Genomic DNA, 24,367 nt, shown 5'->3' on the forward strand with positions numbered 1-24,367 from the left:
GTTGTTAATTGGTTAACAACTATACAACACTTTTTTGTGATCCCAGACACACCTTGTTACCTCACAAAATTCTTTTGATACACATTCTTACGCGCATTGTATTACCTTCAAATGGTCACGTATTTATTACTTAACTAGCGCAGCAAGAGGGATTTTATCATGAAACTATTTACTACCATTTTAGCTACAACTACATTACTAATCAGTGCCAATACTATGGCGCATCCACAGGTTAAACTTGAAGCTACTGATCAGTCGCCAGCAACTCAAATTTGTATGGCGGTGGCTTCTAATAAACCAATTAATTTGCTTAAAGTGTTAAAAGATAATCAAATGACCATGAAAACAGCGGTAAAAAAAGTACGTTGTAATGAGTTAACTCTAGGCGATTTTGCACAAAAGCATTCCGCAATCAAAATTGCGAATAATCTTAAACGTTATGAGCAAAAAACAGAATTATATAGTGCTTTGTGATATGTTAAATAATTGTTATTGTATTTTGTTTTGGGCATGCTATGGTTTAAATGACATTCCCAACAGTTAAAAAGGCGCTCATTGTGGTGCCTTTTTTCTTATTGGTGTTTTAGTTTTGTCATTTGTGTTGCGATTTTTGCAATTAAAGTGTCATCAGTTTCTAGATTGAATGCCATGCAAAGCGGTTTTGGTGTTGCCGCTGCAATTGCTATCTCAGGTACGACTATTTTGTCGTTTAAACCTTGAGCCTTGATATTTTCAATCATGGTAAATTCTGTGGAAGCCATATAATCAACACGGCCAGCAATCAATTTACGAAAGTTTGTCACTCCAAGGCTGCTGCTATCAACGTGCACTTGAGTATTGTGACGTAAAAAATCATCTGCAACATCATTTTTAATAACCGCAACCGTATGTTCACTAAGCTGTGTAAGCGTTAAGTCGGCTAAATCATTGCGGCTAGCTAAGCGGAACAAAAATATTTTTGGACTCTCTATTAGTGGGCATAACCATTTAAATTGGTCGACTCGTTCTGGAGTTTGAAAAATAGAATAAATCATGGTGTTGGGCACTTTTTTTGCCCGCTGTAGAGCTCTTACCCAAGGATAACTATGAATTTGATAACTGATATTGGCTGAACGTAGCAGTTGCTCCACCACCATAGTGGAGCGGCCAACAATCTGACCATTTTTATCAGTGTAATTAAAAGGTGGCCATTCTTCGGTTACAACGTGCAGTTGTGTTTCTGCTTGTACAGCGAATGAGCCAGAAAAAAGCAGCTTGCAGAGCAAAAAATAGACAAAAAGAGAGCGCCAATTAAGGTGTGAAAAAATGAGCATGAACATCCTCTTGGATGATGAAATGTCCGTTAGAAATTGGGCAGATACATCAATGCTTTATAAACTTAAGTTATGCTTTTATAGCACAGCAATTTTGTTATGATAAACCTAACATTGGTAGGGTAATCATAATGCTTGAATTAAAAACGCTTTTTGTCACCAGTTTTTGCATCGTCATGGTGATGTGTTTACTTAACTTCCTCACTTGGCGCGCCAACAAAAATACACCCGGTACATTACCCTTAGTCTTTTATCCGATATTTATATTACTTGCTTTAGCTTTGTTTAAATTTCACAACCATGAGCATGGTTATGAAAATTACGCATTAAGCTTAGGTTATTTACTGCTCTTTTCAGCCTCGGTTATTCAAGCTGTAGCATTGTGTCGTTTTTTTAAGTTTCAACATATTAGTTTGACCCTATTCTTAATTGCTACGACTTGGCTTAGTGTAACTTTTAACTGGTTTTTATTTGGTGATAATAACCTGCATGCTCGCATTTTAATTTACGACTTACAGCGCATTATTGAAGGGGTATTTTTAAGCTATTTATTCATTCGAGTGGCGCTCAAGCGTTACCCTAATGCCAGTATTATTTATTTAATCCACTGCTGTTTATTGATGGGGGTCTTTAGTCTTCGTACTTTTTTACTTAAAGATTTAAGCGGGGAGGAAATCATAAAGGATGGTTGGTTTAGTGCAGCAGTTTTATTTATTGGCATTTTAACTCCCATGTTTTATGCCACAGGTTTGGCGGTATTATGTAATGAACGCCGCTCTGAAAATTTAAAAAGTTTAACTGAAAAGGCGCAAAAAGATGCCGAGCTTCGAGGATTGTTTTTATCAACCATGAGTCATGAAATTCGCACGCCTCTTAATGGTATTTTAGGCAGTGCGCAATTGATTATGAATCAGCTTTCTGATCCAAAAGGTAAGCCTTACTGCGAGGCGATTATTCACTCAGCTGAATCGCTTAATTTCTTAGTGACCCAAGTGCTCAACTATGCCACGGTCGATCAGAGCACCAGTGCCTTGTACGAAGAAGATGTTGAATTAGAACCTTGGCTAAAAAATATTTGTTTATTATCAAGCCCTATAGCCGAGCAAAAGCGATTAAAGTTTGAGCTTAATGTTAATTTACCAGACAAGTCTTGCTATTACTTTGACCAAGAGCGTTTGCGCCAAGTATTGAGTAACTTAATTAACAATGCGATTAAGTTCACCGACCAAGGTTCGGTCAAAATTCAAGTAGATTTATTACATTCAAAAACGTTAGAGCATACGTTGCGCTTTTCGGTGCAAGACAGTGGGCCAGGAATCGAAGATGATGACATTGAATATTTAACCGAACCTTATGTGCAAACAAGCAGTGGTAAGAAAAAAGGCGGTACAGGACTTGGTTTGGCAATTAGTAGCCGTATTTTAGCTAAGCTTGGCAGCGTGCTTGAAATTGAAAGTGAAATCGGTAAGGGTAGTACTTTTAGTTTTAATTTAACGATTGGTCTTGGTGAACTCAGCTTAGTTGAGCAACGCCATAAATCGAAGCAATATTTAACAGGGTTAAATATCTTATTGGTGGAAGACTTGCCGCTGAATCAAAAGATTGCCATTGAACTAATGGCTATGGATGAGCACAAAGTGAAATTAGCCGACACAGGAAAAAACGCGATTGAGTTGCTGCAACAGCATAAATTCGACGTTATTTTACTCGATATGAATTTGCCTGACATTAGCGGTCAAACGGTTTTACGTGAGCTGCAAACTATATCGCATTTAAATAGTAGCACGCCAATTTTGGCTTTTACGGCCAGTTTAAGTAAATCAGAAACCGATGAGTACGAATCACTTGGTATAAAAGATGTGGTTGCAAAACCAATCAAACAAGAAAAATTACGCCAAGCCATCACCAACTCGCAAAAAGGGTATTTACCAATTAGTACTGTAGAGCTTAAACCTCTGCTGTACGATGTGGTCGCAGCGCACTCACTTGCGACTTCATTTAATGAAGATGAATTGTCATCTGTTTATAACGAGTTTGTTTTATCGGCGCGAAGTAAGCTGAATCGGTGCCAAGAGATTGAGGCAACAGATCAAGATCAGTGCATTAAAATTTTACATCGCCAAGCGAGCACCGCATTACAGTTAGGTTTTAATCTCTATGGTTTAGAGCTCAAAAAATTAGAGCGTCGCTTACTCGACAAAAAAACACCGTTAGAATTTACTGAGGCCATTGAAATATGGCAGCAAAGCTTAGCGCAATATCTTAAGCATGTGCGCAGCATGTTGTAATAAACGACCTATTCGAGTGTAAAAAACCTCAAGTTAGGATAATCAATCTATATCTGGCTGCTATTTTCAATACTATCCGCATCGAAAACCTCTGGTTAGAGATAAGTAATTTATATATTTGCTTTTAATTCAATGTATTGGTAAATATCTTATCCATAGCTGAGGTTAAATAGAGAGAAAATAGAGATAGCGTAAGTTGTATTTTACATACTGATTTGTTCTGATGAGCGACATAATCGTAAATGGAAATTGATAGATGTTGCTCAGCAAAAAAATTAAATTAATCAGCCTTATTGCCAGTGTTTGCCTTAGTACAATGGTAAATGCTCAAAGTGAAGCTGAACCTACGAAAGTGCTTTATAACGACGGCCCTTATTTAATTGATGGAAAAAATGCACTCCAGCAATACTCTATAGAAAAAAATAAATTAAAGATTACCAATTATCAGGGCGCGGAACATTTTCCGGCTCAATTTCCTATCAGTAGCTCTGACATTTACCAAAATGTCGATAAAATTGCAGCCATTAGTGATATCCATGGGCAAGTTGATATTTTTATTCAACTACTTAAAAAAAATGGAGTGATTGATTCAGCTCATAATTGGCAATTTGGTAATGGGCACTTAGTTATTACTGGTGATATTTTTGACCGAGGTGATACGGTAACTGAGGCGCTGTGGCTAGTTTATAAGCTTGAACAACAAGCTGAAAAAGCGGGTGGCAAAGTACATTATTTATTGGGCAATCATGAATACATGGTGCTGCGCGGCGATGAGCGTTATTTACATGATAAGTATCGACAAACTTTGGTACTAATGCAGCGAGATTTAAAAAGCCTCTTAGGGGCTGACACCATTTTGGGTCGTTGGTTACGCAGCAAATCAACTATTATTAAAATTAACGATATGGTGTTTTTACATGGTGGGATTCATCAAGATTACCTCGATCTTAAGCTTAATTTAACACAAGCAAATCAACATTTCCGCGATAGCATTGGCCTAGTTAAAGCGCAAATGGTTGATAATCCGATTTACTTCACTTTACATGGTTCAACAGGCCCAGTTTGGTATCGCGGTTATTTTCGTGATGAGTACCTAACACAAGCTCAAGTTGATAGCATACTCAAAGAGCTCGAAGCTCAATATATTATCGTTGGTCATACTTCATTTGAGCAGCTAGAAACACGCTTTGATAATCGTATTATCGCCATTGATAGCTCAATTAAAAATGGTAAAAAAGGAGAGCTGTTATTGTGGCAAAAGCAGCGGTTTATGCGCGCTGACATGCAGGGAAAGCAAACAGAGTTTATTCCGCTAAAAGCGCAATAATACTAACGCTGGCAATAGTCATTGAGCGAACCTCGGGTTGGTTTCGCTCAATTTTAAGTTGTGTTACTGAGGTAGCATCACCAATATTGCGGCACCCGCTATTAAGATTAATCCGATAGTATCTTGTTTTTTAGGCGGTTGTTTTAAAAACAATACTGCAATAAGTAAGGTAAAAAATACTTCTATTTGGCCGACCGTTTTAACAAATGCGACATGTTGCAAACTCATAGCGCTAAACCAGCCAATAGAACCAAAACAACTGGTTAAACTCACTGCAGAAGTGGTTTTACGATGATGCCATAAGTGGCTAAATGTCGACTTTTGATAACAAAATACATACAGACTTAGCAAAATTGTTTGTAAGCTTATCACCAATAGTAAGACCCAAGCGGCACTATGAGGAAATGGTAACAAAAGAGTAATGCTGGCTTCACGAACCCATAAAGAGGTTAGCGCAAAGGCCGTACCACACGCTAAACCTAAGAGCACTGTAGGTAAATTAAGTTGTCTAATACTTTTTACGCCGCTTAAAATGAATACTGCAATGGTGCCGAGTAACACACCTAACCAACCCAACGGTGCTAAGGTGCTGCCAAAAAACCAGCTACCAATTAATGCGGCCATAACAGCTTCACTTTTTGCAAGGCCTGCGCCCACAGCATAGTTTTGTAATTTAAATAGCTTAACCATTAATGCGGTTGCAATAATTTGCATCAGTGCTGCGGCGCAGATGTAACTAAGAAATATCCAGCTAAAATCCGGGATGGTAGTGGGTATAAACCAATAAAGTAGCAGTAAATAAAGTAAAGCGATGGGGCCTGCTAAAATAAAGCGAGCTAAAGTTACACCTAAAACGCTGACATTAGCACTGAGCTTACTTTGCAAGGCGTTACGAAACGCCTGCATAAAAGCAGCAAAAAGAGTAAATGCAATCCACATCATAACAGCGTCCTGTTAAAGCAGCAGTAAGCTACCTAAACCTAAAAAGGTAACGAATCCAACAATGTCTGTTACTGTGGTTAAAATCACAGAGCCTGAAAGTGCAGGGTCGATTTTTAATCTATCTAGTACCCAAGGGATCCAAACACCTGAAAGAGACGCTGCCACTAAGTTTAATAAAATCGCTACTGTGATGGTAAGGCTTAACATACCATCGTTAAACCATAAGTAAGTTATAGCACCAATGACTAATGACCATACCAAGCCATTGAGCGCACCGACTCGCAGCTCTTTTTTGAGTAATGCATTGCGGTTAGCATCGGTGACTTGACCAAGTGCCAAACCTCTAACAATAACAGTTAAAGTTTGGCTACCGGCAATGCCGCCCATTGACGCGACAACCGGCATTAATACTGCAAGTGCAACAACTTGCTCAATCGTTGCGCCAAACAAACCAATAAACCATGATGCTAAAAATGCAGTGACTAAATTAATACCAAGCCAAATGCCTCGGTTTTTAGCACTTTTACGAACACTAGCAAATAAATCTTCGTCTTTACTTAAACCACCGGCATTCACTGCGGCAGAATCAATATTCTCTTGGCGTAATTCATACGCGGCTGCAATCGTTAAGCGGCCAATTAAGCGATTGTCGGCATTAACAATAGGTGTCGCCATATTGCCACTATGGATGACTACTTCGGCAGCCTCATACAGGTCATCTTCTGCCGCAAGGCTGACGATATCGTGGTTAGCAAGCGCTAATAGAGAGTCTTGATCTTGAGCTTTTAGTAAGTCATTAACAGCCACTTCTCCCATTAAACGGCCTTGACGGGTGACGAGATAAATGACTTCTGTAAATTGTGGCAGCCCTTTTAACAGTAATTTTTTTGCTCCGGCAATGGTGAGCTTTTCTGAGACTTTTAAAAAATCAAATCCTAGCCAGTGGCCGAGTTTATCTTGGCTATATTGTTGAGCTAATTCATATTGTTTAGTTTGTGCTTCATCAAGTTGCTTTTTAGCATAATCAATAAAACGCTGTGGGATGACTTCTTCAAGTTCTAATAGTTCAGCAACATTAACTTCTTCGAGTAGCTTAAAGCAGGCTTCATCTTCAAGGGTATGTAATAGCCATCGACAGCTATCATCGCCTAAATTAACGAATATTTCGTGCTGGGTATCATCATCGAGCAGCTCCCAAATATCCATCCGTAAATCTTTTGGAATAGCTTCAAATAAAAGAGAAAGATGTTCGGTTGAAAGATTTTGTTGGGCATCTAGGAGTAATTTATTTTTTCGTGTGGTGGTATCGCACAGAATTAACTCATTAATAAGCTCAGGTAATTTATCAATTGGGTACTCTATCATCACTTCACCTTTAGTTCTTTTTGAGCGCTATTTTTATCTTCAGTTTACCTGACTAATGAAAAAATAGTTGGCTAAGCTGATAGTTATGAGATAAAAACTTAACTTAAGTGATATTTTTTACCCTAAGGAGCACTTATGGCGGTATCACAAAAGCGATTATTAATTGGCTTGGCTCTGTTGATGTTAGTTGTCGGAGCTTTGTTTTATCGGATGACAATGACAGAGCCGCTCGCGGTATTAAATGCGACCAGTAAAGCGCCCGTTACCAGCTTGCCAGATTTTGAGCAGTATCAAGATGTAAAAGCGAAAAAACAGGCTTTTTTTGATTTTTTACGCCCCATTATTAAAGAACAAAATGACTTTATTCGTGCGCAACGAGTTCAGGTCAGCCAGTACGCAGAGCAATTTAAACAAGGCAACACTTTTAGTGAACAAGATCTTGAGGTATTACAGGCATATGCTGAGGCTTATGATCTTGACGAACAACCTTTTGAGGCAGACTTTTTTGCTGTGTTGCTACGCCGCGTTGATGTGATCCCTCCTTCTCTTGCACTCGCGCAAGCTGCGATTGAATCGGGGTGGGGCAGTTCTCGCTTTGCAAAAGAGGGGAATAATTTGTTTGGCCATTGGTGTTTTAGTAAAGGCTGCGGTTTTGTACCACTTGGTCGCGATGACAACAAATATCATGAAGTGGCTAAATTCAAAACAGTAAATGAAGCCGTACGCAAGTACATGCGGAATTTAAATGCTTACCATCCTTATACGCCAATGCGTCAAATTCGCTTGGCTCAGCGAACCCAACAACAAGCTGTAACTGGATTGGTATTAATACATGGTTTACTTGACTACTCGCAGATGAAAGATCAATACATCGCAAAAGTAGTGAGAATGATAAAACAAAATAAATTAACTCGATATGATGATGCTATCGCTGTTACCGATCAGTCTATGGCTAAAGCTAGTGTTGAGTAGCAATGATAGGGATTAATTAGCAAACTGCGACAAAATGCCACATGCCAATTAAACAGCTGCTTGTTATGCTTATTGTGATGTTACAACTTATTTTTGCAATTGCCCTAACGTGTTAGGGCTTTTTTATTTCTGTGTTTAAAGGCAAAGATACACCATGTTAACGCTGTAATAGAATGTCGGCTTTTGTCAGAGTTTTGAATTCACCAGCAGATAAGTCGCCAATAGCTAAGTTCGCAATGCGAATGCGCTCTAAATCAACCACCTTATAACCACAATGCTTGGCCATTTTTCGAATTTGCCGGTTAAGGCCTTGGGTTAGCACAATATGAAATTCGTTTTCTGCGGTTTGCCAAACACTGCAAGGTTGTGTGAGTTGACCATCAACTGGGATACCTTGCGCCATTTTATTGCAAAAATTAGCATCAATAGGGCGCTCAACCGATACTCTGTACTCTTTTTCTTGATGGTGATCGGGGTGGTTCATTTGATGGTATAGCTCACCATCATTGGTCAATATCATCAGTCCATAAGAATCTTTATCCAAGCGGCCAATTGGGTAAATACGTATTTCAGAGGGGAGTAAATGAATTAAGCTTGCCGAGTCGTTTGGTAATAAACGGCTATCAATCCCCACCGGTTTGTTAAACAGGTAATAGACTTGCTCTGTTTGATAGACTAGCAACTCATCATTAACGGTAATCACATCATCGGTACCCACAAAACAGATGTGATCGGCGATACCGCCATTTACAGTCACCAAACCTTGATCAATTAAACGTGATGCTTGGCGACGTGAGCACAGTCCAGCATTGGCAATGTATTTTGCTAAACGAATGCCGTCATTCATGATGTTTTAGTTCATCTAATTTAATTGCTTGTTTGAGCGAGCCTTTAATAACCACAGTCGCGCTGATTTTATCTTGAATTGCTTGGCGGTTTGGATCCCAATAGATTTGTAAAAAGCCCAATAAACCGGTGGCAAACCCAGCGCCATAACCACCATAACGACCAAACGCCTCCCAAAGCGATAAATATTCGCCTGATAACGAAACGACTCGGATATTAAGTAGTTTTTTCCCCGGCGTTTGCCCGCGCCATAATAACGGAAATAAGGTGAAGTACACCGCAGCCCAGCCAAAACCTAACCCTAAATCTGATAAAATACCTTTTGCCCATTCAATTAGGCTGTAAGGCGGTTGGTTGCTTTTTGTGGGATTAGCTTCTGGTTTATCGGTGTTTATTTTTTCGGTCAAAGGAGCGAGTTTACTTTGCTCTGCGATGCTAGTGGCTTGTTGTACTGCTGGAGTATCAATATGGGTTAGCATGTTTAAAATGAAGTGATTTAATTGTTTTGTTTCATCATCCACTAAATCCTCAAAATTCGGCGCTGCTTTAATTAGAGTTTCCTGGGCTTGTTGTTGGCACTCTGGGTTGCAGTTTTCGTCTTCGGTTGTGGCTAAGTAGTGTTCCAGCGCTTTTTTTTGTGCGGCAGTAAAATTGATATCGCCATTGAGCCCGCTCACTATGGGCTTTGGTGAGTCTTCAAAATAGTCAATCCCTTCACTGAGTAAGGAAAGGGATGCGACAAACAAAAAAGAGGCGGCAATAATTTTTAAACTTCGCCTTACCCAGCCACTCATAGTTGGTAAATATTGCTCTGCGGTGCCTTTATAAAAAGCCATAGCAGCAACAAACGCAATTATAGCTGCGCTTAGTTTTGCAGCTAAAAAAATAAGCGCAACATCGATTAGCATCGCAAACCCTCGACGATGAGGGTGAGCAAGAGGCAGGCCTAATAATGCTTCATTAATTTTAAAAGCGTATGGGGTGATAATTTCGCGGGTTTCGTCGCTACTTAAATCGAGTTGTTTAAATTCACTGGCTTTCATGACATAAAAAGCCAGCATTTAAGCTGGCTCCCTCTAACTGGGTTAATGGTTGCACGGTTAAACAGTGCCGATGGTTAAAGACATTGGGTCAGCACTGATTACTTTTACTCTGCTGCCAGCTTTAATATCTTGATCACTAAATACTTTCCAATAAGTATCACCGATCTGCACGTGGTTTTCACCTATTGTAATTGTTTCGCTCAATACCCACTCTTTGCCGATTAAATGATGGCTGCGTTGATTAAGCTCTTTATGGTCACTTTGTTGATTAAAGCGCTTAAAGAACTTCCAGTACAAAATCGATAATATGACTGAAAGAACAGCAAATAAACTCATTTGCCACTGCCAGCTCAGCTCAGGTAAGGCAAACTTAACAAGCATAATACAAAATGCAGCGATGGCGGCACCGAGTAAAAAGCCTGCGGTGCCTAATGCTTCAGCACCGAGTAACAATAGCCCTAATATTAACCAGTGCCACGCTTCAATTTGAGTAAAAAGTTCAAGCATTTTAACCTCCTACATAACTAACCTTGGCTTATTGTTTGTTACCAAACGCATCTTTTGCTATTTCAGCAATGCCGGCAATTGAACCTAACATGCTACTTGCGTCTAATGGGATCATCATGATCTTATTGTTATCCGATGCTGCAAGTTGACCCAGTGCATCCATATACTTTTGCGCAACGAAGTAATTTATTGCGCGCTGATCGCCATTTTTAATTGATTCAGAGACTAAACGAGTGGCTTCAGCTTCAGCGCCCGCTAAACGCTCTCGTGCTTCAGCTTCACGTTTTGCCGCTTCTAATTGACCTTCTGCTTTTAAAATAGCAGCTTGCTTTTCACCTTCAGCCACTTTAATTGCGGCTTCTCGCTCACCTTCGGCCTCTAAAATAATGGCACGTTTTTCACGTTCGGCTTTCATTTGGCGCGCCATTGAATCCACTAAATCTTGTGGTGGGGCAATATCTTTAATCTCGATACGGGTGACTTTAACGCCCCAAGGATCGGTCGCTTCATCAATCTTAAGCAGTAGTGCACCATTAATACGATCACGGTTTGAAAGCATTTCATCTAATTCCATCGAACCTAATACCGAGCGGATATTGGTCATCACTAGGTTTTGCATTGCACGTTCTAAATCATTAACTTCATATGATGATTTAACCGGATCAAGTACTTGGAAAAAACACACTGCGTCAGTCGTTACTTGAGCATTGTCCGATGAAATAACTACTTGCGGGTCAACATCTAATACTTGCTCCATCATATTTTGTTTACGACCAACTGAATCAACAAATGGCACGATAAAGTGTAAGCCAGGTGTTAGAGTGCGAGTGTAGCGACCAAAACGTTCAACTGTGTAATGATATCCTTGAGGCACAATTTTAATCGCCGTTAAAATTACAATAAATGCTAAACCAAGTAGCACTAAAACCGACATATTTTCAGCCATAAATAACCCTTCCATTTTTATTTATTAAAGTTGCTGTGAAAGGGCGACTATGCCCCTCACAGTGTTGTAGTTCATTACCGTAATTACTTTTGTTTTTGCTCAAGATTCCAAAGAACACTTTGTTCAGAGCCCATTACCGTGGTTGGCATTTGACCATTCCATTGTTGTGCTTTGACATATTCGACCATTTCTTTAGAGCCTTTTAGCGCTTCCACTTTTTTCTGAATTGACTCAGCTTCAGCTAAGCCTTTTAGTTTAATTGCTTCAGCTTCTGCTTGAGCTTCGGCTTTAATAGAATAGGCTTTACCATCAGCTTGTGCTTTTGCCGCATCGCGTTGTGCGAAAGCAGTATTAACTTGTTGCTGAGCTTCTAGTTTTTGACGTTCTAAGCGGTGCATTTCGGCTGCAGCTAAGTTCTTCTCTGTTTGTTTTGTTTCAATCGATTGAATGTATTTTTGCGGCAACCCTAGATTCTCTAACTGTGCTGAATCGAGTTTTACCGGATACTCTTTCATTTCTTCTACTAATAGTTCTTCAATTTGTGCAATTACTTGCGAGCGATTTTGAATTAACTCTTCTGCTTTATAACGAGCGAGCGCATCTTTTGTAGCTGAGCGAAGTTTTGGGTCTAAAATTCGCGTTTCAAACTGAGTTAAACCACCATAACTTTTAAATAAATCAAATGCCTGCTCGCGCATTACTGTCCAGTTTATTGACACTTCTGCTGTCACTGGCATTTGCTCATGAGTTGATGCATTTAATGTTTCAACATTTTTACGTGTACGAATTTCAAGTACTTCAACGGTATCGACAAATGGGATTTTAGTATGGAGGCCAGGATTTACCTGTTCAGTCGCTTCACCAAATCGTTTGATAATACCTACATGGCCTTCATCAACGGTATAAAGTGATTGAAAGAAAACTACTAATGCCGTAATACCGAGAATCCCAGAAATAACCACTCCCTTAGTTTTTGTGGCTACCTTAGCTAAGTCTGGTAATTCGTTATTGTTTTTAATCATGGTGAACTTCCTCTTTGTTTTGTTACACAAAAAGTAACAAATTATCAGGCACAAAGGTATAAATAATGATTGTCGGTCTTTTTGTTGTTCTCAAAGGTTAAATGGGACTAGCTAAGGAAAATTTTAGAGTTTTGAGTGGGCACAAGTTTAAGTCGGTTTAAGCGGGATAATTGAATTAAAAATATACTTGCGCAATTTTGATTACGGGTGTAATTTATAAGTATTACAACTGTAATCAAAAAAGTGAAAAGACGGTGATTGAAATTAGCAAAGCAGAATTTGAAGTGTTAGAAGCGATTTGGCTTGCTCACCCAGCGAGTGCCAATGACATTATTGATAGGCTGAATCAGCAAAAACCTTGGCATGAAAAAACAGTTAAAACGCTTTTAAATCGTATGGTTAAAAAAGGTGCTATTGATTTCTCAAAGCAGCAGCGCAGTTATTTATATTCTCCACTACTAGAGCGCGAAAGTTATACCCTAAAAGAAAGTCAAAGCTTGATCGAGCGCTTATTTAGTGGCCGCATTGCTCCTTTAGTCGCGGGTTTTGCTAAAACAGAACAGCTTAGTCAAACTGATATCGATGAACTTAAACAGGTTATCGCGCAGTGGGAAAAAGAAAATGATTGATTGGATCTTTAGTCAGCAAGTTGTGCTTAGTAGCGCAATCTTACTGATGTTGTTATTGGAGCGCACCATGATTAGGCAGCTCAGTGCGCGACTGACTTATTTACTTTGGTTGCTCCTACCGTTGGTATTGCTGGCCAATAATTTACCCTCTGCTCTAAAACCTCAAACCACTTTTGAAATACCAAGCTATGTGGTGCAGCTGTCTGCTAATTCAGATGAGAGTTTTAATTACCATTTCAGTGTTTTGTTATGGTTGTTTGGTTGTATTGGTTCGGGATTGTTGTGTGTCTTTGCCCACAAACAGCATGTTGCTTTTAATGATGAACCCGCTTTTTCAATTAAAAATAATGAATTGAAGCCAGTCAAAATAGTGAGTAGTGCACACGTTGCCAGCCCAATTTTGATTGGTTTTTTACGTCCTAAATTAGTGCTTCCTGTGAACTATCAGCAGCTCTACAGTACTGAGCAATTGAGCATGATAATAGAGCATGAACTTTGCCATTATCGTCGTAAAGATGCCTTTTTTAATTTACTTGCTGTGAGTTTATTATGTCTTTTTTGGTTTAATCCGCTCAGTTGGCTGGGTTATCAAAGTTATCGACGTTTACAAGAGCTTGCTTGTGATGAAACTGTGTTAGAAAACAAATCAGTCGAAGAGTGTCTTGCTTATGGAAAGGCGATGCTACTAAGCATTGAAAATAACCAACATCAGCTTTATGCCTATACCCATTATACGGAGAAACGCACCATGCTAAATCGTTTAAATTTCATTAAAAATCGCAGCAGTAAAAAGCCGTTTGTACAGTTTGCAATGCTGACTTTAATCACTGGATTGTTAGGTGGTGTTGCGGTGGCGGGTGATCATGCCACTAAAGAAGGCGCTCAAGCTGATAGTAAAGTGTCACCTATAATGCGTATTGAGCCAAAATATCCAGCTGACGCTGTGGCACAAAAAATAGAAGGTTCAGTAGTTTTAAAATATGACATTAATCCTGCAGGGCAAGTTAAAAATGTGTCAGTTGTCAGTGCGCAGCCTGAAAAGGTCTTTGAAAAGAATGCTACTGTGGCATTAGAACAATGGCAATACAAAGCTACCACACAAGGTGCTCAAAACTTATTGGTGCAGTTGGATTTTTTATTGTCTGAAGAAAGTAAGCAATCAGATTTGCTTGAGCGAATCAAAGTCGTTCATTAAGTTAACAATCTAATTTTATTATTTAAAAGGCGCTATTGCGCCTTTTTTGTATCTGAGTAAGATTCTATTTTTCTAAATCATGAGATTGGTTTGAGATGTTAACAGGGGGACGTATGGAAAAGTTTGAATGGTTAAATGCGGGCGAAATAGCCTTGGTACCTGCTAAAGCGGTTTGTATTGGGCGAAATTACCGTGAACATGCTGCGGAATTAAATAATGCAGTCCCCGATAGCCCGATGTTATTCATCAAACCAAGCAGTAGTTTTGTTGCATTCAAAGGGCAAATACCATTAGCGCAGCGTTTGGGTGAGCATCATTATGAAGCTGAGCTTGCATTGTTAATTGGTCAAACTATTAGTGCTTCAACTGAATTAGATTTGCAGCAGCAAGTTATAGGAATTGGAGTTGCGATGGATTTAACCTTAAGGAATGTGCAGGCTGAACTTAAAAGCAAAGGACATCCGTGGGAAAAAGCTAAAGCTTATGATAATAGTTGTATTGTAAGTCCTTTTATTCAAATCACTGAGCAGACAGATTTCAACAATCTCGAATTTAACCTCTCTATTAATAATGAAATACGCCAGATTGGACACACTTCTGAGATGGTTTTTTCGATAGTTCAATTACTTGATGAGATTCGCCAATATTTTACTCTTCAACCTGGTGATATCGTACTTACCGGGACACCAAAAGGAGTTGGTAAGCTTAACTCTGGTGATCAACTTGTCGTTACGTTGCAAAAAAACACATTGGCCTCAGGCCAAATTTTGTTGGTATAAACAAGCGCTCAAAAATTAGCCTGAGATTATTCATTTATGCTGATTGTATCTGTGATTTATTGTTGCATTCCTTACAATTCACTAACAGTTTTTTACGACTTACCCAAGGCATTCCCTTTATAATTGGGACAAACGCAATTAAGGGTTCTCAGATGAAAAAATTAGTGTTAGGTGTCGCAATATTATCATTGGCGGCATGTTCTTCGGTAACAATTCAGCCAGAAAAAATAACTAAGCTATCAACGCAACCAACCTATCAAGACAGCCGTCCATTTTTTTTGTGGGGATTAGTTGGGGAAGAGCGTGTTGATGTTAAGCAAGTGTGTGGTAACAGCAGGGTATTGCAAATGCAGTCACAAGCGACATTTACAGATGCTTTGTTAGGAGGTATTACCTTCGGTATTTATGCACCGCACACTGTAAAAGTGTGGTGTGACAATCAAGCAAATCTAGCAATCCCAATGGAGACAAACCATGCAAACTAAGATTCTTTTAATCGCAGCATTAACCTTAGTTGCAACAGGTTGTACAAGCATTCATTTTGATAATGGTAGCCAAGGGGTTAATGTGCCTGCCACAAATGAACAATGGCACCATAATTTTGCATTAGCATTATATGAAGGCTCAATTCCGGTTGATTTAAAGACTAACTGTAATGGTGGTCAATGGCAGAGTGTTGAAACGCAATTGTCATTTATTAATGGCTTAGCGGGTGGGGCAGTAAATTCTCTTGGGCCAATTTGGTATCCAAAAACTGTAAAAACCAGCTGTGCAATGACACAAGTGCCAATGGCATCTGAATAAAATATTAATTTTATAAGTAAAAAGGCTGCAATTGCAGCCTTTTTGTTATCAACATCCAAGGTTGATTATTCGTAACGTAAAGCATCGATAGGGTTGAGTCGAGCAGCCTTGATTGCCGGAGCTAAACCAAAAACAATCCCTATCATAGAGGTGAAACCAAACGATAGCATTATGGCCCACCCAGGAATAAACGCATCGGGCATACTTGGCACCATGGCTGAAATCATGGCTGCCATACCATAACCAAGCGCTAAGCCAATTAGACCACCAAAAAGCGATAATACGACGGCCTCAACTAAAAACTGTAGCATGATAAAGCCCGGTGTTGCGCCCAGCGCTTTGAGTGTGCCTATAACACGGGTGCGTTCAGTCACAGAAACAAGCATGATATTCATCACGCCAATGCCGCCCACAATTAAGCTAATACCAACAATGCCTGCCGTAATAGCGGTTGCGCTGCCGGTAAATTTATCAAAGTTAGCACGTGCTTTTTCAGCAGTTTCAAATTCAAAGTCACTATCTTGGCCGTCTTTGATTTTATGACGTTGGCGCAAGATTCGGGTAATTTGAGCGGTGATTTGCTCTTCATTCGCCTCGGGTTTTAGCCTAAACATAATTTGTACATTGCTTGAGCCCATGGCTCCTTCAAGCGCACTCATGGTACTGATTGGAATGTTAATATAATCATCTTGATCAAAACCTAAGAGGCTACCTTGCGATTCTGCAACTCCAATAATGCGAAACCATTCGCCACCCAGCTTGATATACTCACCAACTGGATTTTTAGGCAGGTTAAGTTTCTCAATTAAACTTGGGCCAATAAAAGCAACTCTGCGACGTTTTTCATCGTCTTCGGCACGAATAAAGCGACCTTTATCAGGGTAAGTGCGGTACGCTTTTTGATAATCTTGCTCGGTGCCCATCACACGAGAATTATGAGTTTTATTACCATATTGTGCACCGCCAGCAAAGCGCCAAGTAAACATCAGTGCAGTCATAGTTTCTGCTTCTTTAATTTTACCTTTAAGTTCTAAAAAGTCTTCGTAGGTGAGCTTACTGCGTACACCTACCATTTCTTGCTCTGGGCTGGTGAATGGTTTAATAGTGGTGACATCGGGTGCCATGTCGGCCATCATATTATTGATTTGTTTAGTAAAGCCTTGCATTACCGCAACCACGGTTATTACCGCAGCAACGCCAATGATAATACCTAAACAGGTTAAAGCGCTGCGCATTGCGTTAGCACGAATAGCTTGCAGGGCTGCTTTAGTCCCTTCCATAATGGCAATAAGAGATTTAAACATTGAGTTTTTCTCCATGATGATTGCGTGTATCGGCGACCACTTGACCATCAACTAACCGAATAACCCGTTGGCAATGGTCTGCAATTTCTTGTTCATGAGTGACTAAAATGATGGTATGGCCTTCTTGGTGCAGCTCATCAAACAGCGCCATGATCTCTTGTGTGGTTTTGCTGTCGAGGTTACCGGTTGGTTCATCACCAAGCAAAATATGGGGTTTGGTAACAAGCGCCCGAGCAATCGCAACTCGTTGGCGTTGGCCCCCAGAAAGCTGATTCGATAAATGATTTACTTTATCGGCTAAACCCACTCGCTTGAGTGCTTCAAGCGCTTTTAATTTTCGCTCTTTGGCTGGAATAAAGCGATAAACCAAGGGCTGCATTACATTTTCAAGTGCGGTGGCTCTGGGGAGTAAATTAAAGCTTTGAAAAATAAACCCGACACTTTCGTTGCGCTGATGTGCAAGTTCAGTTTCGGTCATGCTTTCAACCAATTTGTTTTTTAAAAAATATTCACCACTGGTCGGGATATCTAAACAACCAATTAAATTCATCAAGGTCGATTTGCCTGAACCCGAAGGGCCAATAATGGCAACGTAGTCGTTGGCTTCAATTTCAATATTAACACCATCGAGCGCTTTGAAGGTTTGCTCACCCATTTTGTAGTGTTTTTCAATATTGTGAAGTTTGATGACGGCATCCATTATGCTGCATCCTTGGTCGATTTTTTATCATCGTCCTTTGCTTGGCTAATAATATCACCCGCTTTTAGTTTGCTAACTGGGCGAGCCGGGCCAATGACCACTTTGTCTTGTTCGGTTAAACCACTTTTGATCGCTTGTTCAACATCTGATGAGATACCTACCTCAATAAACTTTTTACTGACACTATTATTGTTATCAACAACCCAAACGAAGTGTTTTTCGTCTTCTTTTTGGATCGCTTCAATTGGCAATTTTAAGGTATCTTCAGCAATAAAAGAGGCAATTTCTGCGCGACAGCTCATTCCTGCATAAAGTTGGCGATCGGTTGGGTCGAGTAAAACTTTGACTCGAAAAGAGAGGCCTTGAGAACCCGCTTGATTTTTAGCTGATGTACCAATGTTGATCACTTTACCTTTAAAAGGTTGGTTTGGGTAAGCCGCGGCATAGATATCGGCTACTTGCCCCTCTTTAATACTGGCGATATCAGTTTCATCAACACGAAGTTCAGCTAAAATGGCGCTTGGGTCGGCCACAAGCATTAAATCAGAACCAATAATGTTAGTAGTACCGGCAATAACCGTCTCACCTTCTTTAATATTAACCGATGCCAATAACCCGCTCATTGGCGCACGAAAGACACTTTTACTTAAGCGATCTTCAGCGATCGATAAAGAAGCTTTGGCTTGATTAAGAGATTCATAACGCGCTTCGATATCAATTTTGGCTAAATCACGGGCGCTTTCGATGTTATCTAATGTTTCTTGTTGCGATAAACCCGCATCGTTTAATTCTTGTTGGCGCTTTAATTGGCGTTCAAAATTAATTAAGCGTGTTTTTGCATGTTTAATTTCGATTTCGCTAGCGCGCACAATTGCTTGAATGCGTTCTACTTCTGATTCGAATGCTTGGGTATCGAGCTGCATTAAAATGTCATTTTCTTGCACGCTTTGGCCTTCTTCTACAAAGACTTTGGCGACGCGCCCGGTTACTTCTGAACGCAATTGCACTTGGGTATTAAAAACAAGATTCCCAGAAGCAAGAATTGAGTCGGAAATTCTACCAATTTGCGCTGACTGGATATCGACTTTTATCGCTTCTTTATTGCCGCTAATTTGTTTTGAGACAATCAAAGCAACAAAACCGGCTACAGCTAGTGTAATAATAACTATTTTTTTCATAATTCACTCACAAAAAGCTGCACTTAAAGTGCAGCAATAATTGCCCAAATAACGTAGATAACTACAGTTGGTAAGGCGGCAAATACAATTGCTTTATTCATGCTGAAGTTTGTCCAAGTTTTTAAGCCAATTGCAGCGATGGCAATACTCCAAAATGAGAAGATATTTAGGCTGTCGAGAAGTGCTGCAAATGGTTGGCCAGCTTCAATTCCAAATATCAGTTGGTTTAAAGATGCATAAGCGTGCATGCTAAGAGGAAGTTGGTCGGTTTGCGCAGTTAATACAAGGGCAATTAAACCAAGAGCATAAATAGTTGTTGGCATCATGGTCCAAAGGCCAAAACTGTACCAGTCACCATATTTATAGTCAGTGGTCATATCTTGTTTAGCTACAAAGTTGTAGTAGCCAGCGATAATTGCGTTCATAACCACAATGGCAATAATGCCACCGAACATGGCAAATAAATACTGCATATCTACAGTGCTCGCCATTTGGTTACGTATCATTTTTTGCTCGCCAGAAGTTAAGTCTGCTCCAGCTTGAGCAACTTGTTGGTCGAGTAGAAATTCGGTATCGACATTGCTGAAGTAAGTATATTGAGAAGCTGCCATTAAGCCGCAGACTAAAATCAGTGGCATTAGAAACCAGCCTTTGGCGTCTTTTAAACCGGCAAAAACTTTAGTGGGTGAGATAAAGATATCGAGTATTGCATTAAATTGATTGGTTGATTGCATGTTTTTTCCCTTATTGTCGTTATTAGTTCTAATTGGTTATAAATTAACATTTAATTACAATTGCTGTATAAATTTATGATAAACGGTAAAATTTATCCATGAACGGTTAATCGCATAAATTTAGTCTCAAATAGGGAATTAAAATGATAAAAATTGGCACACCTTATTCAACAACCGCTAAACGCGTTTTATTGTGTGGGGGTGGTGAGTTAGGTAAAGAGGTTGTAATTGAGCTCAAACGTTTAGGCTGTGAGGTAATAGTGCTTGATCGCTATGAGCATGCCCCAGCGATGCAAGTTGCTGACCGCAGTCATGTATTATCTATGCTTGATGGTGCGGCACTCAGAGCAATAATAGAGCTTGAGCAACCTGATTTAATCGTTCCTGAAATTGAGGCAATTGCTACCGATGAGCTCCTTGCTTTAGAGCAAGAAGGTTTTACAGTTGTTCCAAGCGCGAAGGCTGCTCAGTTAACCATGAACCGTGAAGGTATCCGCCGTTTAGCGGCTGAGGATTTATCGATTCCGACATCACAGTATCAATTTGTTGATAGCGAAGCTGATTTTGTCAAAGCAGTGCAGGCCATTGGTATGCCGTGTGTGGTTAAACCAATTATGAGTTCTTCAGGGAAAGGGCAAAGTGTGGTTCGAACCGAGGCTGACTTAAGTCTTGCTTGGCATTATGCCCAAGAGGGTGGCCGTGCAGGTAAAGGGCGTGTGATTGTTGAGGGCTTTGTTGATTTTGATTATGAAATTACTTTATTAACGGTTCGCCACCGAGCAGGGACAAGTTTTTGTCAACCAATTGGTCATGTGCAAGTTAATGGTGATTATCAGCAAAGTTGGCAGCCGCAAGCAATGAGTGAGGTTGCTTTACTTAAATCTCAAGAGATGGCCAGTAAAGTGACTGAAGCATTAGGAGGTTTTGGTCTGTTTGGGGTTGAGCTGTTTGTTAAAGGTGATGACGTTTATTTTAGTGAGGTTTCACCCCGACCACATGATACCGGTATGGTGACACTCATATCGCAGGATTTGAGCGAATTTGCCCTGCATGCTCGTGCTATTTTAGGTTTACCTATTCCTAATATTCACTTTAGAGGGCCTTCGGCATCCAGTGTCATTTTAGTGACTGGAGAATCGGCACGGCTGGAATTTACGCAATTGGCCGAAGCACTGGCGTTAGAAAATACCGATTTACGTTTATTTGGTAAGCCACAAGTTAGTGGTACACGCCGAATGGGGGTTGGCCTTGCCCGCGCTACAACCGTTGAGCAAGCGTTAAACAATGCTAAATATGTTTCATCAACGGTGGAGGTTGTACTTTAATGATTGATTCTAAAAATAGTTCAGTTGAACCAATTGCACCGATAGTACTTGGTTTTTGGCGTTTACTGGCTTGGCAATTAACGCCGCAGCAGTGCTTAAGCTTTTTAGAGCAGAGTATTGAATTAGGGATTACCTGGACCGATCATGCTGATATATATGGTGGTTATCAATGTGAAACCCAGTTTGGTGCTGCATTGCAATTAAAACCAAGTGTACGCGAACAAATTAAAATAGTGACTAAGTGTGGTATTCGTCCTGCGTCGAAAGAGCAACTTCAGGCCGGTAGAGTGAATCATTATGATTCAAGTGCCCAGCATATTATTGCATCAGCGCAGCAATCGTTGCGCCATTTTAAGACTGATCGTTTAGATGCATTACTAATCCATCGCCCTGATTATTTAATGCAAGCTGACGAAGTAGCCGAAGCATTTATGCAATTGTATAAAAATGGCGATGTGCTGGCTTTTGGTGTGTCTAACTTTACCTCCTCACAAGTTACCTTGCTGCAATCGCGCTTATCGTTGCCGCTGCTGACAAATCAAATCGAATTTTCACCTTATGAAATGAAGGCCCTCGATGATGGAAGCCTAGATCAGTGTCAAATGTTGAACATTCGGCCTATGTGTTGGTCACCATTAGCGGGCGGGCGACTGTTTTCTGAGCAAGATCCAAAAGCGTTGCGTTTACAAGCCACTTTAAACGAAATAACGTCTGAAATAGGTGCCAACAGTATTGATCAAGTCGTTTACGCATGGTTATTGGCGCATCCGAGTTTACCTTCGGTTGTGCTTGGTACTGGCAATATTAATCGGGTTGCATCGGCATTAGAGGCGCAAAAATTAACACTGTCGCGTGAGCAATGGTACCGTGTTTGGCAAGCATCGACAGGACATAGTGTTCCTTAAGTTAATTTCAAAATAAAATAAAAAAAGCAGCGTATTACGCTGCTTTTGTTTATCTGAATGAGCGAAATAAACTTTGGTTATAACTTAAAATCAAGGCTGTAACCGACAAATACTTTTAAATCATCATCTGTTAAGTTAGTTTGAACTAACCCTAGAGAAAATCCGTCTTTTGCGATGCTGACACTGTAATCTAAGTAGGTCTTTTCACCATACCAATCGTTAATAGTGTCACCACTTGAGTGGCCTAAGTGAAATGCGAGTTCTGTCGCATTTAAAATTTCAAACGAGGCATTGAGTTCGAGATAAAGCATGTCTTCAGATGCGCTTGAGTCACTTTGTGCGTGAGTAAGGTAGCTAACTTTGCCTGTAAGCCATTGCCAGCTTAATGAACCATAAAGCTCCCCCATGTCTATAGATGTATCTGCATCTGGATAGGCATAATAAAGGTAACCTACATCATAGGTGATCTCGCCAATCGATTGGCTAAAACCAGCATAAAGGTCAAGTTCATAACTTGCCCTAGTCGTTGGGCCAAAATCAATATTCGAAGCCCAGCCGCCAGCATAAAAACCAGTGTCATTGCTATAATCAATTCCGCCAGAGATCGCAGCTTGATCTGCAGATTGTGTTACACCGCGCCAATAATAGTTTGAATTTGCAGCCATATTTGCAGTGACTTCGGCATACGAGTTAATGCTAGTAAGTGTTAATAAAGAGGTGAGAGCTAAACTTATGAGTGTTTGTTTTTGCATGATATTTCCTTTTAATGATAGCGCATAAATTTTTCATTGAGGAAATTGCAAAAGATAAGCCATGATTCTAACAAATAATTAACCTGTAAATTATCAATAATATCAGTCGGTTATTTATTTTTTAAATTGGGATTAAAAAGATAAAACAAAAAACGCACTAAATAAGTGCGTTGTTTGTTAGTTTTGCACATTTATTATGCAACAAAGTAGGTGTGTTTTTAACCAAAAATAGTTCGCATTAGGGCGATGGTTTCATTAACACTTCGGCCTTTGACAACTTCGGCTGTAATTGAATCTCGCATTGCTTTGATGTGTGCTGGAATATCGTCGGCGGCTAAAGCGCGATCAACTAAAATCTCGGCTGATTCTTGAGAGCGCTTTTGCCCTCTATCTAAATTCACTTTGGTTTTTGCTGATTTTGGTTTGCTTAATGACTTGATGTAGTTTGAGTTATCGGCGTGTTGCTGATCACTATAAAAGAACATGCTTGGCAATAATGCGCGAATTTGCCATAAATCAAACTCTTGTGGATCTTCAGGTATTGCGCTGTTGAACCAAGGAGTGTTTTTGATGGTTTGTACTATATCTGACCAATAGCGTTTAAAATCGCGATTATGCAACTTTGTATATCCTAGCGCTTGGCTCAGTAACTCTAATTTAGGTTGCGAAAGTGCGGTAAATATATCTGGTCGGCGCATGGCCAATAAGCGAGTTGCAGGAGCAAGAGTGGCTTTATCATCCTCAAGGCCAACAAAAGCAGCTAAATAGTCGCTGACAAAACTTAAATACTGCGCTTCGGTTACGTCGCCTTCAAGTGGAATATGGCTTAATGCAGCATCTAATTTCTCTGGTGCGGCTTCTAATGCACAGTGAAACCCTTTGGCTGTTTTTGTTGAGCAGAACCACTCAACATCAAATTTATAAATTGCAGGATCATGATTTGGTACATGTTTACCAGCAAACGCCAGACGGTCTTCTTCAATCATAGCCGTTAGAGTTTGCTGTTTTATCTGAGCAATGTACTGCATTAAGGCAAGTTGTTCATTTAATGCTAAAGTTTCGGCTTTATTAATAATAAAACTAGAAAGTACTGGCCAAGGAGCAATGCGTAGCATTTTTAATTGCTGTAGGGTAATTGCCTGTTGCAGCTGTAGTACCATTTTTTTCACGGTTGGCAGTTGCTTTTCTTCAAGTAAGCTGAAGTTAATTCGATTTTGGCATACATCTAATAATTCTTCACACCATGATGCGAAATCATTTGGGTGGTTCTCCACTTTTACTGCCATTAAATTCAAACTAATTTCTGGTACCAACTTAAGGATGTTTTGATAGCTAACGTTTTCGCTATCAGACAATTTCATTTTTGAAGGAGAGGTAAGCAGTTTTTTCATTAAGTAAATTCAACTCTGGCTAAAATTAAAAGTATTACCACACAGCACAGCGTGGGGCGTGCATCATACCTAGTTCTTATTTCGATTCAATCTTGACACT

General features: G+C 39.9%; 25 protein-coding genes. 11 read left to right on the top strand and 14 right to left on the bottom strand.

All coding sequences use genetic code 11. The features are described from left to right. Nucleotides 1–159 precede the first annotated feature (159 nt). Nucleotides 160–474, top strand: coding sequence for a DUF3718 domain-containing protein (locus tag PTUN_RS01145; RefSeq protein ID WP_009839123.1), 315 nt, complete (start codon nt 160–162; stop codon nt 472–474). Nucleotides 475–572: 98 nt separating this feature from the next. On the opposite strand, the gene PTUN_RS01150 is transcribed toward PTUN_RS01145, so the two are convergent. Continuing rightward, complete coding sequence (locus PTUN_RS01150; protein WP_009839122.1) at nt 573–1,313, bottom strand: substrate-binding periplasmic protein; 741 nt, start codon at nt 1,311–1,313, stop codon at nt 573–575. A 131-nt stretch (nt 1,314–1,444) separates the two neighbouring features. On the opposite strand from PTUN_RS01150, the gene PTUN_RS01155 reads away from it, so the two are divergent. Then, nucleotides 1,445–3,601 (top strand): ATP-binding protein, encoded by a 2,157-nt coding sequence (locus PTUN_RS01155; RefSeq protein ID WP_040644056.1) that lies wholly within the window; start codon nt 1,445–1,447, stop codon nt 3,599–3,601. Between the two features lie 256 nt (nt 3,602–3,857). Beyond that, nucleotides 3,858–4,928: a metallophosphoesterase gene (locus tag PTUN_RS01160; RefSeq protein ID WP_009839120.1), complete on the top strand. Its 1,071-nt coding sequence runs from the start codon at nt 3,858–3,860 to the stop codon at nt 4,926–4,928. A gap of 63 nt (nt 4,929–4,991) precedes the next feature. Here PTUN_RS01160 and PTUN_RS01165 read toward each other — a convergent pair whose 3' ends face one another. Next, on the bottom strand, nt 4,992–5,870 hold the full coding sequence (locus PTUN_RS01165) for a DMT family transporter (protein ID WP_040644034.1): 879 nt from the start codon (nt 5,868–5,870) through the stop codon (nt 4,992–4,994). Between the two features lie 12 nt (nt 5,871–5,882). Next, the gene (locus PTUN_RS01170) at nt 5,883–7,235 is read right to left on the bottom strand and encodes a magnesium transporter (RefSeq protein ID WP_009839118.1); all 1,353 of its coding nucleotides are present in this window, start codon (nt 7,233–7,235) and stop codon (nt 5,883–5,885) included. Nucleotides 7,236–7,370: 135 nt separating this feature from the next. Here PTUN_RS01170 and PTUN_RS01175 point away from each other — a divergent pair, with 135 nt between their 5' ends. Further along, nucleotides 7,371–8,207, top strand: a complete 837-nt coding sequence (locus PTUN_RS01175) for a glucosaminidase domain-containing protein (RefSeq protein ID WP_009839117.1) — start codon at nt 7,371–7,373, stop codon at nt 8,205–8,207. A gap of 157 nt (nt 8,208–8,364) precedes the next feature. On the opposite strand, the gene PTUN_RS01180 is transcribed toward PTUN_RS01175, so the two are convergent. From PTUN_RS01180 to PTUN_RS01200, 5 genes are all read right to left on the bottom strand, one after another. After that, nucleotides 8,365–9,054: a pseudouridine synthase gene (locus PTUN_RS01180; RefSeq protein WP_009839115.1), complete on the bottom strand. Its 690-nt coding sequence runs from the start codon at nt 9,052–9,054 to the stop codon at nt 8,365–8,367. After that, the gene (locus PTUN_RS01185; protein WP_040644053.1) at nt 9,047–10,096 is read right to left on the bottom strand and encodes an RDD family protein; all 1,050 of its coding nucleotides are present in this window, start codon (nt 10,094–10,096) and stop codon (nt 9,047–9,049) included. Before PTUN_RS01185 ends, PTUN_RS01180 begins: the two co-directional genes overlap by 8 nt. Before the next feature lie 57 nt (nt 10,097–10,153). Next, nucleotides 10,154–10,603 carry an NfeD family protein gene (locus PTUN_RS01190; protein ID WP_009839113.1) on the bottom strand — a complete coding sequence of 150 codons (450 nt, stop codon included), beginning with the start codon at nt 10,601–10,603 and terminating at the stop codon, nt 10,154–10,156. A 28-nt stretch (nt 10,604–10,631) separates the two neighbouring features. Next, complete coding sequence (locus tag PTUN_RS01195) at nt 10,632–11,549, bottom strand: SPFH domain-containing protein (RefSeq protein ID WP_040644052.1); 918 nt, start codon at nt 11,547–11,549, stop codon at nt 10,632–10,634. Nucleotides 11,550–11,632: 83 nt separating this feature from the next. Next, nucleotides 11,633–12,571 (bottom strand): prohibitin family protein, encoded by a 939-nt coding sequence (locus tag PTUN_RS01200; protein ID WP_009839111.1) that lies wholly within the window; start codon nt 12,569–12,571, stop codon nt 11,633–11,635. A gap of 254 nt (nt 12,572–12,825) precedes the next feature. Between PTUN_RS01200 and PTUN_RS01205 the strand changes: the two genes are divergently transcribed. From PTUN_RS01205 to PTUN_RS01225, 5 genes are all read left to right on the top strand, one after another. Beyond that, entirely contained in the window at nt 12,826–13,200 is a 375-nt protein-coding gene (locus PTUN_RS01205; RefSeq protein ID WP_040644051.1) for a BlaI/MecI/CopY family transcriptional regulator, read from the top strand. After that, the gene (locus PTUN_RS01210; RefSeq protein ID WP_009839109.1) at nt 13,193–14,395 is read left to right on the top strand and encodes a M56 family metallopeptidase; all 1,203 of its coding nucleotides are present in this window, start codon (nt 13,193–13,195) and stop codon (nt 14,393–14,395) included. The genes PTUN_RS01205 and PTUN_RS01210 overlap by 8 nt, the downstream gene beginning before the upstream one ends. 113 nt (nt 14,396–14,508) lie before the next feature. Further along, on the top strand, nt 14,509–15,174 hold the full coding sequence (locus PTUN_RS01215) for a fumarylacetoacetate hydrolase family protein (protein WP_009839108.1): 666 nt from the start codon (nt 14,509–14,511) through the stop codon (nt 15,172–15,174). 152 nt (nt 15,175–15,326) lie between these two features. Next, nucleotides 15,327–15,659 carry a Bor family protein gene (locus PTUN_RS01220; protein ID WP_009839107.1) on the top strand — a complete coding sequence of 111 codons (333 nt, stop codon included), beginning with the start codon at nt 15,327–15,329 and terminating at the stop codon, nt 15,657–15,659. After that, nucleotides 15,649–15,978 carry a Bor/Iss family lipoprotein gene (locus tag PTUN_RS01225; protein WP_009839106.1) on the top strand — a complete coding sequence of 110 codons (330 nt, stop codon included), beginning with the start codon at nt 15,649–15,651 and terminating at the stop codon, nt 15,976–15,978. The genes PTUN_RS01220 and PTUN_RS01225 overlap by 11 nt, the downstream gene beginning before the upstream one ends. Nucleotides 15,979–16,043: 65 nt before the next feature. Here the strand turns inward: PTUN_RS01225 and PTUN_RS01230 are convergent, their stop codons facing one another. Genes PTUN_RS01230 through PTUN_RS01245 form a run of 4 tightly spaced genes read right to left on the bottom strand, consistent with a single transcriptional unit; the run spans nt 16,044 to nt 19,894 of the window. Further along, the gene (locus PTUN_RS01230) at nt 16,044–17,282 is read right to left on the bottom strand and encodes an ABC transporter permease (protein ID WP_009839105.1); all 1,239 of its coding nucleotides are present in this window, start codon (nt 17,280–17,282) and stop codon (nt 16,044–16,046) included. After that, nucleotides 17,275–17,982 (bottom strand): ABC transporter ATP-binding protein, encoded by a 708-nt coding sequence (locus PTUN_RS01235; RefSeq protein ID WP_009839104.1) that lies wholly within the window; start codon nt 17,980–17,982, stop codon nt 17,275–17,277. The genes PTUN_RS01230 and PTUN_RS01235 overlap by 8 nt, the downstream gene beginning before the upstream one ends. After that, entirely contained in the window at nt 17,982–19,160 is a 1,179-nt protein-coding gene (locus tag PTUN_RS01240; RefSeq protein ID WP_009839103.1) for an efflux RND transporter periplasmic adaptor subunit, read from the bottom strand. Before PTUN_RS01240 ends, PTUN_RS01235 begins: the two co-directional genes overlap by 1 nt. A 23-nt stretch (nt 19,161–19,183) precedes the next feature. Beyond that, nucleotides 19,184–19,894, bottom strand: coding sequence for a YIP1 family protein (locus PTUN_RS01245; protein WP_009839102.1), 711 nt, complete (start codon nt 19,892–19,894; stop codon nt 19,184–19,186). 143 nt (nt 19,895–20,037) lie between these two features. Here PTUN_RS01245 and purT point away from each other — a divergent pair, with 143 nt between their 5' ends. Continuing rightward, nucleotides 20,038–21,219, top strand: a complete 1,182-nt coding sequence (gene purT, locus PTUN_RS01250) for a formate-dependent phosphoribosylglycinamide formyltransferase (RefSeq protein WP_009839101.1) — start codon at nt 20,038–20,040, stop codon at nt 21,217–21,219. Beyond that, nucleotides 21,219–22,124: an aldo/keto reductase gene (locus PTUN_RS01255; RefSeq protein WP_009839100.1), complete on the top strand. Its 906-nt coding sequence runs from the start codon at nt 21,219–21,221 to the stop codon at nt 22,122–22,124. The genes purT and PTUN_RS01255 overlap by 1 nt, the downstream gene beginning before the upstream one ends. A 77-nt stretch (nt 22,125–22,201) precedes the next feature. On the opposite strand, the gene PTUN_RS01260 is transcribed toward PTUN_RS01255, so the two are convergent. After that, nucleotides 22,202–22,876, bottom strand: coding sequence for a TorF family putative porin (locus PTUN_RS01260; RefSeq protein ID WP_009839099.1), 675 nt, complete (start codon nt 22,874–22,876; stop codon nt 22,202–22,204). A gap of 218 nt (nt 22,877–23,094) precedes the next feature. Next, nucleotides 23,095–24,267 carry a hypothetical protein gene (locus tag PTUN_RS01265; RefSeq protein ID WP_009839098.1) on the bottom strand — a complete coding sequence of 391 codons (1,173 nt, stop codon included), beginning with the start codon at nt 24,265–24,267 and terminating at the stop codon, nt 23,095–23,097. Nucleotides 24,268–24,367 lie beyond the last annotated feature (100 nt).

Source organism: Pseudoalteromonas tunicata (genome assembly GCF_002310815.1).
Taxonomy (GTDB): Bacteria; Pseudomonadota; Gammaproteobacteria; order Enterobacterales; family Alteromonadaceae; genus Pseudoalteromonas; species Pseudoalteromonas tunicata.

Coding starts and splice junctions, on each gene's coding strand:
- PTUN_RS01145 (WP_009839123.1), top strand. CDS start 160: ATGAAACTATTTACTACCATTTTAGCTACAACTACATTACTAATCAGT.
- PTUN_RS01150 (WP_009839122.1), bottom strand. CDS start 1,313: ATGCTCATTTTTTCACACCTTAATTGGCGCTCTCTTTTTGTCTATTTT.
- PTUN_RS01155 (WP_040644056.1), top strand. CDS start 1,445: ATGCTTGAATTAAAAACGCTTTTTGTCACCAGTTTTTGCATCGTCATG.
- PTUN_RS01160 (WP_009839120.1), top strand. CDS start 3,858: ATGTTGCTCAGCAAAAAAATTAAATTAATCAGCCTTATTGCCAGTGTT.
- PTUN_RS01165 (WP_040644034.1), bottom strand. CDS start 5,870: ATGATGTGGATTGCATTTACTCTTTTTGCTGCTTTTATGCAGGCGTTT.
- PTUN_RS01170 (WP_009839118.1), bottom strand. CDS start 7,235: ATGATAGAGTACCCAATTGATAAATTACCTGAGCTTATTAATGAGTTA.
- PTUN_RS01175 (WP_009839117.1), top strand. CDS start 7,371: ATGGCGGTATCACAAAAGCGATTATTAATTGGCTTGGCTCTGTTGATG.
- PTUN_RS01180 (WP_009839115.1), bottom strand. CDS start 9,054: ATGAATGACGGCATTCGTTTAGCAAAATACATTGCCAATGCTGGACTG.
- PTUN_RS01185 (WP_040644053.1), bottom strand. CDS start 10,096: ATGAAAGCCAGTGAATTTAAACAACTCGATTTAAGTAGCGACGAAACC.
- PTUN_RS01190 (WP_009839113.1), bottom strand. CDS start 10,603: ATGCTTGAACTTTTTACTCAAATTGAAGCGTGGCACTGGTTAATATTA.
- PTUN_RS01195 (WP_040644052.1), bottom strand. CDS start 11,549: ATGGCTGAAAATATGTCGGTTTTAGTGCTACTTGGTTTAGCATTTATT.
- PTUN_RS01200 (WP_009839111.1), bottom strand. CDS start 12,571: ATGATTAAAAACAATAACGAATTACCAGACTTAGCTAAGGTAGCCACA.
- PTUN_RS01210 (WP_009839109.1), top strand. CDS start 13,193: ATGATTGATTGGATCTTTAGTCAGCAAGTTGTGCTTAGTAGCGCAATC.
- PTUN_RS01215 (WP_009839108.1), top strand. CDS start 14,509: ATGGAAAAGTTTGAATGGTTAAATGCGGGCGAAATAGCCTTGGTACCT.
- PTUN_RS01220 (WP_009839107.1), top strand. CDS start 15,327: ATGAAAAAATTAGTGTTAGGTGTCGCAATATTATCATTGGCGGCATGT.
- PTUN_RS01225 (WP_009839106.1), top strand. CDS start 15,649: ATGCAAACTAAGATTCTTTTAATCGCAGCATTAACCTTAGTTGCAACA.
- PTUN_RS01230 (WP_009839105.1), bottom strand. CDS start 17,282: ATGTTTAAATCTCTTATTGCCATTATGGAAGGGACTAAAGCAGCCCTG.
- PTUN_RS01235 (WP_009839104.1), bottom strand. CDS start 17,982: ATGGATGCCGTCATCAAACTTCACAATATTGAAAAACACTACAAAATG.
- PTUN_RS01240 (WP_009839103.1), bottom strand. CDS start 19,160: ATGAAAAAAATAGTTATTATTACACTAGCTGTAGCCGGTTTTGTTGCT.
- PTUN_RS01245 (WP_009839102.1), bottom strand. CDS start 19,894: ATGCAATCAACCAATCAATTTAATGCAATACTCGATATCTTTATCTCA.
- purT (WP_009839101.1), top strand. CDS start 20,038: ATGATAAAAATTGGCACACCTTATTCAACAACCGCTAAACGCGTTTTA.
- PTUN_RS01255 (WP_009839100.1), top strand. CDS start 21,219: ATGATTGATTCTAAAAATAGTTCAGTTGAACCAATTGCACCGATAGTA.
- PTUN_RS01260 (WP_009839099.1), bottom strand. CDS start 22,876: ATGCAAAAACAAACACTCATAAGTTTAGCTCTCACCTCTTTATTAACA.
- PTUN_RS01265 (WP_009839098.1), bottom strand. CDS start 24,267: ATGAAAAAACTGCTTACCTCTCCTTCAAAAATGAAATTGTCTGATAGC.